This window comes from Patulibacter americanus DSM 16676 (genome assembly GCF_000420025.1).
Classification (GTDB): Bacteria; Actinomycetota; Thermoleophilia; order Solirubrobacterales; family Solirubrobacteraceae; genus Patulibacter; species Patulibacter americanus.
This window is the reverse complement of sequence record NZ_ATUD01000025.1, coordinates 1-14,109: the sequence shown is the minus strand read 5'-3', so window position 1 is coordinate 14,109 and position 14,109 is coordinate 1. Positions and strand designations below refer to the sequence as shown.

General features: G+C 74.5%; 9 protein-coding genes. 3 read left to right on the top strand and 6 right to left on the bottom strand.

Annotated elements, in window-relative coordinates:
* Nucleotides 1-468: 468 nt before the first annotated feature.
* Both F593_RS29005 and F593_RS27320 read right to left on the bottom strand, forming a co-directional pair.
* Complete coding sequence (locus tag F593_RS29005; protein WP_022930720.1) at nt 469-1,455, bottom strand: SAM-dependent methyltransferase; 987 nt, start codon at nt 1,453-1,455, stop codon at nt 469-471.
* The gene (locus F593_RS27320) at nt 1,452-2,321 is read right to left on the bottom strand and encodes an alpha/beta fold hydrolase (RefSeq protein ID WP_022930719.1); all 870 of its coding nucleotides are present in this window, start codon (nt 2,319-2,321) and stop codon (nt 1,452-1,454) included. Before F593_RS27320 ends, F593_RS29005 begins: the two co-directional genes overlap by 4 nt.
* A gap of 140 nt (nt 2,322-2,461) precedes the next feature.
* Here F593_RS27320 and F593_RS0121020 point away from each other — a divergent pair, with 140 nt between their 5' ends.
* Together F593_RS0121020 and F593_RS27315 are read left to right on the top strand one after the other, a co-directional pair.
* A complete protein-coding gene (locus F593_RS0121020) occupies nt 2,462-5,263 on the top strand; it encodes an ATP-binding protein (protein WP_022930718.1) in 2,802 nt (933 codons plus the stop codon).
* 142 nt (nt 5,264-5,405) lie between these two features.
* Nucleotides 5,406-5,747, top strand: a complete 342-nt coding sequence (locus F593_RS27315; protein ID WP_022930717.1) for a nuclear transport factor 2 family protein — start codon at nt 5,406-5,408, stop codon at nt 5,745-5,747.
* A gap of 273 nt (nt 5,748-6,020) precedes the next feature.
* On the opposite strand, the gene F593_RS0121005 is transcribed toward F593_RS27315, so the two are convergent.
* The 4 genes from F593_RS0121005 to tmk all read right to left on the bottom strand — a co-directional run bounded on the left by F593_RS0121005 (nt 6,021) and on the right by tmk (nt 12,609).
* Complete coding sequence (locus tag F593_RS0121005; RefSeq protein ID WP_022930715.1) at nt 6,021-8,936, bottom strand: vitamin B12-dependent ribonucleotide reductase; 2,916 nt, start codon at nt 8,934-8,936, stop codon at nt 6,021-6,023.
* A 625-nt stretch (nt 8,937-9,561) separates the two neighbouring features.
* Entirely contained in the window at nt 9,562-10,182 is a 621-nt protein-coding gene (locus tag F593_RS27460) for a hypothetical protein (RefSeq protein WP_022930714.1), read from the bottom strand.
* Between the two features lie 149 nt (nt 10,183-10,331).
* Complete coding sequence (locus tag F593_RS0120995; protein ID WP_022930713.1) at nt 10,332-11,912, bottom strand: coiled-coil domain-containing protein; 1,581 nt, start codon at nt 11,910-11,912, stop codon at nt 10,332-10,334.
* 61 nt (nt 11,913-11,973) lie between these two features.
* Nucleotides 11,974-12,609 (bottom strand): dTMP kinase, encoded by a 636-nt coding sequence (gene tmk, locus F593_RS0120990; protein ID WP_022930712.1) that lies wholly within the window; start codon nt 12,607-12,609, stop codon nt 11,974-11,976.
* Between the two features lie 158 nt (nt 12,610-12,767).
* Between tmk and F593_RS0120985 the strand changes: the two genes are divergently transcribed.
* Complete coding sequence (locus F593_RS0120985) at nt 12,768-13,301, top strand: TasA family protein (protein WP_022930711.1); 534 nt, start codon at nt 12,768-12,770, stop codon at nt 13,299-13,301.
* Nucleotides 13,302-14,109: the final 808 nt, after the last annotated feature.

Below are 14,109 nucleotides of genomic sequence, written 5' to 3'. Positions count from 1 at the left end.
ACCAGCGGGGTGAGGAGGAACACGAGCTCGTCGCGGACCGACCGGTCACCCGAGGCCTGGTAGCGCTCCCACATGGCGAGCAGCTGCTCGGAGGTGAGGCGGCGGGAGGTGCGGGTGCGGGTGGCGGTCATGGCGGCGGTTCCGGGGAGAGGATGAAGAGGGCGCTGCGGGGAGAGGACACCGTCCTCTTCGCTGCTGATGTCCACCCATCGGGGGATCTCGCCTCCCCCTCAACACCGTCTGGCCGTTCGACCCATACGTTCACCGTACTGACCCTGGACTGATACCGAATACACCGTTATCCACGGGGTTTTGGGGCTTGGAAGCGGGTCACGCTGTACGACTTCCCCGCCGTTTCGCAACGCCGCGATCCGGCCCGGGGCGCCGGATGGCGTCATCCGATCGGGGGATGGCGAGCGGAGCGGCCGGGGGCGGGAGACACCGAGCGAGCCGCCCGCCCTGCACCGCTCAGGCGATCGACGGCTTCCGGGCCCGCATCGGCACGAGCCCGTTGGGCTGGCGCGGCATCAGGACGACCTCGCAGAAGCCGGCTTCCTTCATCCACCCCGCCACGCGCTCGGGCTCGACGGTGTCCCCCGCCCACAGGATCGCCCGCAGCCGGGCGGTGACCGCGCCCTCGTCGTCGCCGGCGCTGCCGAGGGACGCGTTCACGACGTACCCGCCCGGCCGCAACGCGCGGTGGACGGTCGCCAACGCGCCGGGCAGGAGGTCGGGGCCGAGGAAGTTCCCCGGCAGCCACACGAGGTCGAACTCCTCGTGGGCGTCCAGATCCTCGATGCGCGTGCCGCGCACGTGGACGCGGTCGGCCAGGCCGGCGTCGGCGACGTTGCGTTCGGCGAGGTGCCGCGCCGCGTCGAGGGGCTCGAGCGCGACTGCCCGCAGCGCCGGGTGCCGCCGGCAGAGCTCGAGCGTCACCGCGCCCACGCCGGCGCCGACGTCCAGGAACGCGCCGCGGCCGGAGTCCAACCGCTTGCCCAGGCCGGTCATCCACGGCAGCACGTCCCGCTCGAGCGTCTCGATGGCGCCCGCCGACATCGTGCCCTGCGCGTCGAGGATCCGCTCGTCCGCGTGCGCCCAGCCCGTCCGCGCCGCTCCGCGGGTGGCGGCGTCGAAGAACGCCGCCATCTGCAGCAGCCCTGCGCGGGTCTCCGCCTGCACGTAGCGCCCCGCCGGCCCGTCGGTCAGGGCGACGAGGGCCGGCGCACCGACGAACCCGCCGTCGGTGCGCCGGGCCAGGCCGGCAGCGACCAGCGCCTCGGCGAGCGCCGCGGCGAGCGGGACCGGGAGGCCCGCCCCGCTCGCCAGGGCCTCCGCGCCGGTCGGTTCCCGCAGCCGCGCGGGCACGCCCAGCTCGATCGCGACGCCGACCGCGGTCGCGGTCCAGGCGGCCGCCGACAGCGCGGCCAGCCGCTCCCGGACGTCTCCGTCGCTCACGCGGCCGCCTCGGCCGGCGTCGCGGCCCGGTCGCGGGCCAGGAACGCCAGGAGCGCGTCGTTGACCTCGGCGGCGTGCGTCCAAAGCATGCCGTGCGGGGCGCCCGCGATCTCGACGACCTCGCAGTCGGCGACGAACTCGGGGAGCCGGCGAGCGGTGGCCTCGATCGGCAGGAGCCGGTCGGCGTCCCCGTGGATGGCGAGCGTGGGGCTGTCGATCTTGGCCAGGTCGGCGCGGAAGTCGTCGATCCACGTGGGCGGGCACGCCGCGGTGCCGACCGACGAGGCGCCGGCGGCCACGTTCCAGCTGTCGCGCACGACCTCCTCGCTGATGCGCGAGCCGAGCGTCTCGTCGAGGTTGTAGAAGTCGGCGTAGAACCCCGTTAGGTACGCCAGCCGGTCGTCGCGGATCGCCTGCACGCCGGCGTCGATGTCGGCGCGCGCGAAGACGCCCTCCGGGTTGTCGTCCGTCTTGAGCAGGTACGGGGGGACGGCGCCCATGAACACCGCGCGACCCACGCGGCCGGAGCCGTAGGTGCCGAGGTAGCGGGCGACCTCGCCGCCGCCCATGGAGAACCCGCCGAGGACGACGTCCTGCAGGTCGAGCTCGGTCATGAGCCGGTCCAGGTCGGCCGCGAAGGTGTCGTAGTCGTAGCCGGTGCTCGGCTGGCTGGACTGTCCGAACCCGCGACGGTCGTACGTGATGACGCGGTAGCCGGCGTCGAGCAGCGCGAACGCCTGCTTCTCCCACGAGCGACCGCTGAGCGGGAACCCGTGGACGAGCACGACCGGCCGGCCGGAGCCGACGTCCTCGTAGTGGATGGTGATGGGGGCCGAGTTTTCCTGGCCCACCTGGATCTGGGGCATGAGCGACGCTCCTGTGGTCTCCGTACGGCGGTCGCCGTGCGTGGTGTCGGGAGCAGCTTCCGTCCGCACCGCCCCACAGGAATCAGGGACTCCCCAGTCCGGCCCCCTAGTTCGGGCCCGCGGCCGGTTAGGCTCGCCGCATGCCCGCCCACGCCCTCCAAGCTCGCCGACCGGCGCTCCGTGGACGTGCCGCCGAGAGCGCCACGCTCGACCGGGCCCTCGCCACTGTTCGGGCCGGCCGGAGCGCCGTGCTGGTGCTCCGCGGCGAGGCCGGGATCGGCAAGTCCGCGCTGATCGAGCACGTCGCCGAACGGGCGACGGGATGCCGGGTGCTGCGCATGGCGGGAATCGAGTCCGAGATGGAGCTCCCGTTCGCGAGCCTCCACGGGCTGTGCGCCCCGCTCCTGGGCGGCATCGACGCGCTACCCGAGCCGCAGCGCGACGCGCTCGCGGCCGCGTTCGGACAGCGGTCGGGGGCCTCGCCGGACCGGCTCGTCCTCGGCCTCGCGCTGCTCGGTCTGCTGTCGATGGCGGCCGAGCAGGGCCCGCTCGTCTGCCTCGTCGACGACGCGCACTGGCTCGACGCGTCCTCGGCGCAGGTCCTCGGCCTGGTGGCCCGGCGCATCCGCGACGTGCCGGTCGGGCTGCTCTTCGCCGAACGCACCGGCGTCGAGCGGGACGCGCTGGCCGGGTTGCCGACCCTGCAGGTCGGGGGCCTGGGCGACGCGGACGCGCGGGCGCTGCTGGCGACCGCAGCCGCGTGCCCGCTGGACGAGCGCATCCGCGACCGGATCGTCGCCGAGACGCACGGCAACCCGCTGGCGCTGCTCGAGCTGCCGCGCGGTCTGGCCGCCAGCGCGATGGACGGCGGCTTCGGGCCCGGCGTGCCGCTGCCGAGCCGCATCGAGGCGAGCTTCCGCCGGCAGGTCGGGGCGCTGCCGCCGGAGACGCAGCGGCTGCTGCTCGTGGCCGCCGCCGAGCCGATCGGCGACCCGACGCTGCTGTGGCGGGCGCTGGCGGAGCTCGAGATCCCGGTCGACGCGGCGGAGCCCGCCGAGGCCGGCGGCCTGCTGCAGACCGGCGCACGGGTGACGTTCCGCCACCCGCTGCTGCGGTCGGCGGTCTACCGTGCCGCCCCGCCGGACCGGCGGCGTGCCGCGCACCGCGCGCTTGCCGACGTCACCGACCCGCAGGTCGACCCCGATCGCCGCGCGTGGCATCGGGCCCAGGCCACGCTGGGACCCGACGAGGCGGTCGCCGAGGAGCTCGAGCGGGCGGCCGATCGCGCGCAGGTCCGTGGGGGCTTCCCGGCGGCCGCAGCGTTCCTCGAGCGGGCGACCGCGCTGACGCTCGACCCGGGCCGGCGCGCCGAGCGGGCCCTCGCGAGCGCCCAGGCGAAGTTCGCGGCGGGGGCCTTCGACGACGCCATCGACCTGCTCGGGCTGGCCGGGTCGTCCGGAGGCCTCGACCCGCTCGGCACCGCCCAGGCGGCCCTTCTCCGGGGCCAGGTCGCGTTCGTCGCGGGACGCATCAGCGACGCGGTCCCGCTGCTCATCGAGGCCGCGGAGCGCCTGCGGCCGGTGGATCCGGCGCGGGCGCGGGACACGTACCTCGAGGCCTTCCACGCAGCGTTCGCGGCCGGCCGGTTCCGGCACGGCGGGGGCCCGCGCGCGGTCGCGGTGGCCGCCCGTGGCCTCCCGCCGGCCGACGGCCGGGTTGGTCCGCCGGAGCTCCTGCTCGACGGCATGGCGGTCATGCACGGCGGCTTCGGCGGCCTCGGCGGCTCCGGCGGCCTCGGCGGGTACGTCGCCGGCGCGCCGCTCGTCGGCACCGCGCTGGCGGGGTTCCGTGCCCAGGAGCTCCCGCTCCGCCAGGAGCTGGACTGGCTGCCCGTCGCCTGCCGGATGGCGATGAACGTCTTCGACTTCGAGAGCTGGGACGTGCTGTCGGCGCGGCTCGTCGAGCGGTCCCGCGAGGCCGGCGCGATCGCCGTGCTGCCGATCGCTCTGGTGCTCCGGCTCCTGAACCGGTTGTTCGCCGGGGAGTTCGACGTCACGGCGGCGTTGAACGCGGAGGTCGAGGCCGTGAGCGACGCGACGGGGCGGCGGATCATGGCGTCGTACGGAACCGTCGCGCTCGCCCCGTGGTCCGGCCGCGAGCAGGCGACCGAGGCGGCGATCGAGCTGGCCCGGGAGCAGATCGTCGCCCACGGCTCGGGACAGCTCCTGACGACGACGCAGTGGGCGCGGGCGGTGCTGTTCAACGGCCTCGGCCGGTTCGAAGAGGCCCTGGAGGCCGCGGAACAGACACGGGAGTACCCGGAGGAGCTCGGCCTCTCGACGTGGGCGCTCGTCGAGCTGATCGAGGCCGCCGCACTCAGCGGCGACGAGGCGCGCGCGGCGGCGGGTCTCGCCGAGCTGGTGCCGCTGACCCAGGCCAGTGGCACCGACTGGGCGCTGGGCACGGAGGCGCGGACGCGGGCGCTCGTCGAGCACGACGCCGCCGAGGGGCTCCTGCACGAGTCGCTCACCCGGCTGCGCCGGACCGGGATGCGGGTCGGTCTCGCCCGCACGCACCTGCACCTCGGGGAGTGGCTGCGCCGCGAGAACCGGCGCCTCGACGCGCGCGAGCACCTGCGCACGGCCCAGGAGATGTTCGCGGCGATGGGAGGAGCGGCCTTCGCCGACCGCGCCGGCCGGTCGCTGCTGGCCACGGGCGAGAAAGCGCGCCGGCGCACGGACGACACGCGCGGGGAGCTGACGGCGCAGGAGGCGCAGATCGCCGAGCTCGCCCGCCAGGGCCTCTCGAACCCGGAGATCGGCGCGCGGCTCTTCATCAGCCCGCGCACGGCGGAGTACCACCTGAGCAAGGTCTTCTCCAAGCTCGAGATCACCTCGCGGACCCAGCTCGAGCAGGCGCTGCCGACGGCGGCGCGCGGGTAGCGACCGGCGCAATCACGGGTCCCCAGGGACTCCCTGGTCGATGCCCTGGTCTGCGCCCCGAGGTCTTGACCGACCGTGAGGAGCGGCGCATCCTCGGCCCGGCGTGCCACCCGGCACCGCCCCACCCGACCGAAGGACCGCCATGCGATCCCCCGTAGTCCCCGACGTCGTCCAGACGCTCCTGCGTGCCGTCGAGGCCCGCGACCTGGAGACGGTCCACGCCGCCTTCACCCCCGACGCCGCGATCGCCGACGAGGGCGAGGTCGTCCACGGCCCCGCGGGCGTCGAGCGCTGGGCCACGCGCGCCATGGGTTACGGCCTGGCGTTCGTCGTCGACGCCGTGTCCTCCGCCCCCGACGAGACCGACGACGACACCGTCGTCACCACGACGACCACGGGCGACTTCGCCGGCAGCCCGCTCGTCTTCCGCTGGTACTTCGCGTTCGACGAGGACCGGATCTCGTCCCTGCGGATCGAGATCTGAGGGCATCCTGGTCGTGACCGTCACTCCGCGGCGGTCACGACCGCACTCACCGCACGATGTAGGTGGCGGAGCTGCCCGTGTAGCGGTCCACCAGAGTCGGCGGCCCGCCGTCCAGCGGGAGCCTCGCGACGGGGATCGTCTCCGGGTTCGCGTGCCCATTCTCAAGCCGCCCGGGTAACGCGACGGGGCCGCTCTCGCGGCCCCGCTGACCCGTCATGTCATCGCGCGGTCAAGCCGGCGGCACCCTCGGTGCCACCGGCTTGACGGGGCAGCTCAACCGCAGCCCGTGTTGTTGCCGCAGCTGGAGCACGTGTAGCACGCGCCGGTGCGCTGCATCATGCCGCCGCAGTCACCGCAGACCGGGCCGAGCTCGATGTCCGGGCCCGAGGCCTGGACGCGGGCCGGGACGACCGGCGGCGTGTCCGTCGCCGCGTTCATCGGGGCCTGCTTGCTCGACGGCGGGGTCACCGTGCCGGCGGAGCCCGTGACGGCCGGCGACGAGGCGCTGACCTGCGGGGCGGCCGGGCGGGCCGTGTCGCCGCCACCGTTGCTGGACGCGGCGTCCTGCGCCTGCTGGCGGTTGCGGACGACGTCGGTCCGAATGCCGAGCTCCTCCTGGATGTCGGCGTCCAGGAACCGGCTCGCGAGCCAGCGCATGAAGTAGTCCGGCATCGACTTGGCGAACGGGATCTCGGGGTTCGTGGTGATCCCCTCCGGCTCGAAGCGCATGTACGCGAACTTGCGCACGAGCGTCTCGAGGGGGACGCCGTACTGCAGCGCGATCGAGACCGAGGTCGCGAAGGAGTTCATCATGCCGCGGACGGCCGAGCCCTCCTTGCCGATGTCGGTCAGGAAGATCTCGCCGACGGTGCCGTCCTCGTACTTGCCGGCGGTGATGTAGCCCTCGTGGCCGCCGATGGAGAACTTGTGCGTGATGGACTGACGCTCGCGCGGCATCCGGCGACGCTGCGGGCCGAGCTCGGCCCGCAGGCGCGTCTCGGTCTCCGCGACGGCCTTGCCGACGGCCTTCGCGACGAGCTGCTCGACCTCGTCAGCGGCCACGACGTCGTCGTCGTTCTGCGCGTCCGTACGCAGCGCCTGCGCCGTCTTGGAGCCGTCGCGGTAGATCGCGAGGGCCTTCACGCCCAGGCGCCAGGCCTCGGTGTAGGCCTCGGCGATGTCCTCGACGGTCGCCGTCTTGGGCATGTTGACCGTCTTGGAGATCGCGCCGGAGAGGAACGGCTGCGTGGCACCCATCATCTTGATGTGGCCCATGTGCGAGATCGCGCGCTCGCCGACCGCCACGTCGAAGACGGAGAGGTGCTCGTCCTTCAGGCCCGGCGCGCCGATGATCGTGCCGTGCTCGTTGGTCCAGGCGATGATCTGGTCGACCTCCTCCGGGGAGTAGCCGAGCTCCTTCAGCGCCAGCGGCACCGTGCGGTTGACGATGACCATGTTGCCGCCGCCGACGAGCTCCTTGTACTTCACGAGCGAGAAGTCCGGCTCGATGCCGGTCGTGTCGCAGTCCATGAGGAAGGAGATCGTGCCGGTCGGCGCCAGGACGGTCGCCTGGGCGTTGCGGTAGCCGTGGAGCTCGCCGAGCTCGACGGCCTCCTCCCAGGAGCGCTGGGCGGCCTGCAGCAGCGGCTTGTCGCCGGCGTCGATCTGATCGATCTCGTAGGCGGCGTCGCGGTGCATCCGCATGACCGCGTTGTGCGGCTCGCGGTTCTCCTCGTACGCCTCGAACGGGCCGATGGCGGCGGCGATCTCGGCGGAGCGGCGGTACGCGCGGCCCGTCATGAGCGCGGTGATCGCGGCGGCGGTCGCGCGGCCGTGATCGGAGTCGTAGGGCATGCCCTTCGACATCAGGAGCGCGCCGAGGTTGGCGTAGCCCAGGCCGAGCTGGCGGAAGCGACGGGCGTTCTCGCCGATCTGCTCCGTCGGGTAGCTCGACGGCCCGACGATGATCTCCTGCGCGAGCAGGAGCACGTCGACGGTGTGCTCGAACGTGTCGACGTCGAACGTGCCGTCGGGGCGACGGAACTTCATGAGGTTGATCGACGCGAGGTTGCAGGCCGAGTCGTCGACGTGCATGTACTCCGAGCACGGGTTGGACGCGTTGATGCGGCCCGAGTTCGGCGACGTGTGCCAGCGGTTGATCGTCGTGTCGTACTGGATGCCCGGATCGGCGCAGCGCCAGGCGGCCTTCGCGATCTCGCTCATGAGCTCGCGGGCGGGGTACTTCGGCGTCTTGATGTCCTGCGCGACGGGGTTGCGCGGGGTGGTCTGCCAGTCCTCGCCGTCCACGACGGCCTGCATGAACTCGTCCGAGACACGGACGGAGTTGTTCGCGTTCTGGTACTGGATCGAGGTGAAGCCGTCACCGTCGATGGACATGTCGAAGCCGGCCTTGGCCAGGGCCTCGGCCTTGTCCTCCTCCTTCGCCTTGCACTGCACGAACTCGAGGATGTCCGGGTGGTCGACGTCGAGGACGACCATCTTGGCCGCGCGGCGGGTCTTGCCGCCGGACTTGATCGTGCCGGCCCAAGAGTCGGCGCCACGCATGAAGGAGACGGGGCCCGAGGCGGTGCCGCCCTTCGAGAGCGGCTCCATCGACCCGCGGATGTTCGACAGGTTGATGCCGGAACCGGAGCCACCGCGGAAGATGCGGCCCTCCTTCGTGTTCCACTCCAGGATGGAGTCCATGGAGTCGTCGACGGAGAGGATGAAGCACGCCGAGCACTGCGGCGACTCCTCGAACCCGACGTTGAACCAGACCGGCGAGTTGAACGCCGCGAGCTGGTTGAGCAGGATGAACGTCAGCTCCGCCTCGAACGTGTCGCCGTCCTCCGGCGTCGCGAAGTAGGAGAGGGAGCGGCCCCAGTCGGCGATCGTGCCGGCGACGCGGCCGACGATCTGGCGGACGGAGCTCTCGCGCGCCGGCGTGTCGATCTGGCCCCGGAAGTACTTCTGGGTGACGATGTTCGTCGCGTTCTGCGACCACGTCGTCGGGAACTCGACGCCCCGCTGGACGAAGGCGGGCTTCTCCGGGTTGCCGATGACGGCGTCGCGGATCTCCCACTCGACCTGGTCGAACGGGTGGACGCCGGGCGTCGTGAAGCGGCGGCGCACGCTGAGCGCCTGATCCGCTCGCTGGTCGCTGATGATGGGCGAGTTCGCCGAGTCCATGCCTGCCTACGTTCCTAGGGATTGCCGTGCTGATACCGGTCCCGGATGTCGGTCGGCGCCCGTTTTCACGGGGGCAGGCCGCCCGGGTAGAAGGTTGATTTCCCCCGGCCTCGTGGTGACCACGAGGGCGACGGATGGACACCTTGACGCACCCGCCAGACGGACCGAGCCCGGTCGACACCGTTCCGTCGCGCCGCCGCCCCGGATCCCCTGCAAAGACGGGCGAAAAGAAATTTCGGAATGCCATCCGTCCACGCTGAGTGGCCGCCGAGGACCTGTGGACGGGGTGCACATCCCGGGCCGCCGTGGGCCCCGGGGGAGTGGAGCCGATGGGCGCCCGCACCGTGCGGAGGACGACGGCGGGGTCGCCGACGAGATCGTCCGTACGACGTATTCTAGCGCCGTTCCGCTTCGATCTCCAGCCGCGGACGGGGTCGGGCCCCGGGTGGTGTAGGTGGCCGGTGACGGGTGTCGCGGGCGCTTCGGAGCAGGGTGGCGGGAGCGTCGCGGGGGAGTCCCGGAGCGACGCGTGGCCGGTGTCCATGGGGGGAGGGGGGCGGCGGAGCGTGGCCGCTGTCTGCGGGAGGTCCGGAGGCGGCGTGCGGCCGGGTCTGCGGTCCTTGGCTCAGCGGCCGGAGCCGAAGCGCAGCCAGTCGCGGAACTCGGCCCACCGCAGGCTGATCCGCCAGCCGGCCTCGCCCATGGAGTGTCCGACCGGGGCGAGCCAGCGGATGCGACCCGTGGCGTTCACGAGCGCCCAGCCCAGCAGCGCGGCGAGCACGATGGCGCCTGCGAGGACCGCCCACGTCCAGGCTTCGGGTCCGTCGTCGCGCGCCGCGGTCTCGGCGGCGGCCACGGCCGCCCCGTCCTGGGTGGCGGGAGCGGGCGTGCCGGCCGGGGCGGGGGTGCCGGCGGGCGGCGGGGTCCCGGCCGCCGCGGGCGCCGGGGTCGTCGGCGTGGCGACGGGGGCGGCCTCCGTCGTCGGGCCCGGCGCGGGAGCCTGGCCCGGCGTCGTGGTGACCGTCGGCAGGTCCGGGGTCGAGGCGGTGCCTGCGGCCGTGCTCGTCGTCCCGGCCGCGGCGGCTGCGCCGGCCGCATCGGCCGCGCCCGCGAGCGTCGCGGCCGGGCCCGCCACGGTGACGACGGACAGCAGCGCCAGGAGGAGCGCGCGCAGCAGGAACGGGCGGCCCCGGCGTGCGGCGGACGCGGCGGCGGGGGAGCCCGGGCGGGGATGACCGGTTCGCACGCGTCGATGGTAGCGGCGGGCCCGCGTACGCACGCCGCCCTCCGCGCGCCCTGTGGGCACGGGCGTCGTGGGGGACGGGACCTCCGTCGGGGCCGGGGGGATGGGGGTCCGGCGGGATGCCCGCCCCGCGCGCCGGGGTCTCGTCCGCGTCAGCCTTCGCGGGGGACGTGGCCCGTCGCGCGTTCCATGGCGGCGGCGTGCTCGGCCCGCAGGCCTTCGATCACGCGCGCCTGCAGCTCGGCGGCCGCGGACATCCGCCGGTCGTGCTCGCGGATCCGGGCGTCGAGCTCGCGGCCGTGGTCGGCGGTCAGGCGCTCGATCGTCCGCTCCGCCTGGGCCTGCGCCTCCGTGAGCCGGCGCCGGGCGGTGTCGCGCTCGGCGACGGCCTCCGCGAGGTCCCGGGAGAGCCCGCGGTCGCGGCGCAGGGCGGCACCGTCGGCCGGGCCGGCCGTCAGCTGTTCCTCGAGGTCGCGGATCCACGCGGCGGCGTTCTGGAGCCGGCGCTCGAGGTCTGCGGTCTCCTGGCGAGCGAGGGCGGCGTCGTCGGCGGCCTCGGCCGCGCGGGCCTCGGCGCGGTCCGCTCGACCGGCGGCGGCGACGGCGACGGCCTCGGCGTCGGTGATCGCCGCCGCGGAGCTCCGGGTGGCGTCGACGACGCGTCCGTCGGCGGCCTGCGCCCGTCGCACCGCCTCGGCCGCCCGGTCCTCCGCGGCGGCGAGCGCGGCCTCGGCGTCCTCCCGCGCGCGGCGGGCCACGTCGGCCTCGTGGCGGGCGTCGTCCACGGCGCCCTGCGCCTTCGCCACGCGGACGGCGGCCTGCTCCCGGTCCCGGGCGACGCGCGCGTCGGCGTCCACGCGGGCGGCGGTCTCGCGCTCCTCCGCCCGGGCCTCCGCCTCGCGCACGCGGGTCTCGGCGTCCGCGAGGTCGGTGAGCGCCCGGAGGGCGGTGCGCTCGGCCGCGGCGGCGCGGTCGGTGGCGGCGAGGGCACGTTCCGTGGCCTCGTCGCGCTCGCGCTCCGTGGCGGCGGACAGGGCCCCGGCGGCGCGTGCCCGCTCATCGGCCGCGGCGACGCGCTCCCGTGCCTCGGCCTCGGCGGCGGCGATCCGCTCCCGTGCTTCGGCCTCGGCGGCGACGACGCGCTCCTCCACCGTCGCCGCGGCGTCCTCGGCGCGCGCGAGGGTGGCGCGCGCCTCGGCGGCGTCGCGGCCGGCGGTCTCGGCCTCCGTGCGCGCGGCGGTGAGCAGCGCTTCGACCTGCTGGGCGCGGGTCTCGGCGGCGCTCACGCGCCCGTCGGCCTGCGCCAGCTCCTGCTCGGCGATCGTGACGCGGTGGTCGAGCGCCGCGACCCGGCGTTCGGCCGCGACGGCGCGGTCCTCCGCCGCGACGGCGCGCTCCTCCGCGGCCCGCCGCTCGGCGTTTTCCCGGTCGGTCGCCTCGTCCCGGTCCGTCGCGTCGTCCGGGCCCGCGTCGCGCAGGACGGAGAGGTCGTCCGCAGCCTGCTCGGCCTCGCGGCGGCGCTCCTCCTCGGCGACGCGCACGGCCTGAAGCAGCCCGCGCAGGCGCTCGGCGTCGGCCTGGGCGGCGTCGCGCTCCTCCGCGATCGCCTCGGCGGCCGCGCGGACGTCGGCGGCGTGCGCGCGCTCGGCCCGGAGGGCGGCCTCGAGCGCTCCGGCCCGGTCCTCGGGTGGGCGGCTCGCCCCGGCGGCGGTCGTGGGGGGACGGTCGCTCACCCGTGCACGTCTCCCGTCACCGTCGCGATTCTCGGCCGCGACCGGGCCGGCGGCGAGGCGGTCACGCCGGGGGCAGCACGTCGGCGAGGGCGTCCAGCGCGTCGGCGAGCACCGCGGGAGCGTCCTTGTGCGCGTCGAGAACCCGGAAGCGGTGCGGGTCCGCCGTCGCCAGGCCGTCATAGGCCTGCTCCACGCGCGCGAAGAACGCGTCCTGCTCGCGCTCCATGCGGTCCTGCTCCTCGCCGCGGGACGCGAGGCGCTCCCGCCCCGTGCGGCGGTCGACGCGCAGCAGCAGCGTCCGGTCGGGGACGCAGCCCTCCGTCGCCAGCTCGTTCATCCGCGCGACGGCCTCCACCCCGAGCTCGCGCCCGCCGCCCTGGTAGGCCAGGGACGAGTCGACGAACCGGTCCAGGAGCACCCAGCGGCCGTCGTCGAGGGTGGGGCGCAGCACCTCGGCGCAGAGCTGCGCGCGGGCGGCCGCGAACAGCAGGGCCTCCGTGCGCGGGTCGACCTGGAGCTCGGGGTCGGCGACGAGCTCGCGGATCCGCTCGCTGAGCGCGACGCCCCCGGGCTCGCGCAGCCGGACGACGGGCAGCCCGCGCGCGATCATCGCCTCCTCGAGCGCCACGGAGAGCGTCGTCTTGCCGGAGCCGTCGAGGCCTTCGATGGTGATGAGGCGTCCGCGCGGCTCCGGCATGGATGCGGACGCTACCCGGCCACGGGCGCGGCGGGGAGGCGCGTGCAGGCGATACGCGACCGACACGGCGCCGATCCGGCCTTGCGACGAGTCGCCCGCACGATGGCTCCATCAGCGCGGTCCGACCGGACGACGCTCCCTCATCCAGGACCCCCTCCGTGCTTCGCGCCGCTCTGCTCTCCTCTCCCCGCCGTCTGCTCTCCGCCCTCGTCGTCGTGGGCGCCGCGACCGGCGTGGCCGTCGGGTCCGGCGCGACGTTCTCGTCCCGCACCGCCAACGCGTCCAACACGTTCACGTCGGGCACGCTGCTGCAGAGCAACACGAAGGCCGGGACGTCGGTCGTCACCGGCACGAACCTCAAGCCGGGTGACGCGAAGACCGGCGAGGTGACGATCAAGAACACCGGCACGCTCGCCGGCGACTTCGTCCTCACGGAGAGCGGCGTCCAGAACCCCTTCACCGCCGGCGCGCTGAGCGTCAAGGTCGACGACATCACGAACCCGGCCGCGCCGAGCAACGTCTACACGGGCGACATGGGCGGCCTGGCCAGGAAGAGCCTCGGCGCCTTCGCCGTGAACGAGGCCCGCACGTACCGCTTCAGCGTGACGCTGGGCAAGGACGCGGGCAACGCCGACCAGGCCAAGACGGCCACGGCGAACTACGAGTGGGACTCCACCTCCACCCAGAACTGACCTTCCCGAACAACACGGCTCCCCGTACGCGCCCACCAGACCCCTGGTCCGGGGGTGCGCACGGGGAGATCGGCGGCACGCTCCTGGCCGGAGTGCGTCGTCGCAGCAGGGGGACACGGCCAACGCCCTCGGGACTCTCCCGGGGGCGTTCGTCGTTCTCGGGGGTGGCGGGGCCGGTCGATGGTCGATGGCGGAGCGTCCGACGGCTGACCGGGCGGTGGCGGAGCGTCGGACGGCGGGGACGACGACGTACGTCTCGGTGGGCGGTCGTGGAGCGAGATCTCCATCGACGGCGCCAGGGACGGACGATGGAGGTCTCGCCTCCCGACGCACCGCCGAGACGTACATCGTCGCCTCCGCGCCCCGGGGGCGGGCCCGCCCGCACCTACCCGGGAGAGCCACCACGTGGTCCGGGAGTGCGGGCCCGAACACGCAACGAGGCCCGCCCGTGTGCCCGCCCGAACGCTCACCGAGGCCTGCCGGTGTGCGCGCCCACACACCCGCCGTGGGGGTTTCGTAACGCGATACACGACCGCTACATGGCGGATGCGTGTTCGCCACGACGGGGTCCCAGGATGCAGTCCATCAGCGCAGCCCACCCGGGCACCACGCTCTCCGACTCCCACCCCCAGGACTCCTCTTCATGCTTCGCGCTCTGCTCTCCTCGCCCCGTCGTCTGCTCTCCGCCCTCGTCGTCCTGCTCGCCGCCACCGGCGTGGCCGTCGGGTCCGGCGCGACGTTCTCCTCCCGCACCGCCAACGCGGCGAACACGTTCACGTCGGGCACGCTGCTGCAGACGAACTCCAAG

Coding starts and splice junctions, on each gene's coding strand:
- F593_RS27320 (WP_022930719.1), bottom strand. CDS start 2,321: ATGCCCCAGATCCAGGTGGGCCAGGAAAACTCGGCCCCCATCACCATC.
- F593_RS0121020 (WP_022930718.1), top strand. CDS start 2,462: ATGCCCGCCCACGCCCTCCAAGCTCGCCGACCGGCGCTCCGTGGACGT.
- F593_RS27315 (WP_022930717.1), top strand. CDS start 5,406: ATGCGATCCCCCGTAGTCCCCGACGTCGTCCAGACGCTCCTGCGTGCC.
- tmk (WP_022930712.1), bottom strand. CDS start 12,609: ATGCCGGAGCCGCGCGGACGCCTCATCACCATCGAAGGCCTCGACGGC.
- F593_RS0121005 (WP_022930715.1), bottom strand. CDS start 8,936: ATGGACTCGGCGAACTCGCCCATCATCAGCGACCAGCGAGCGGATCAG.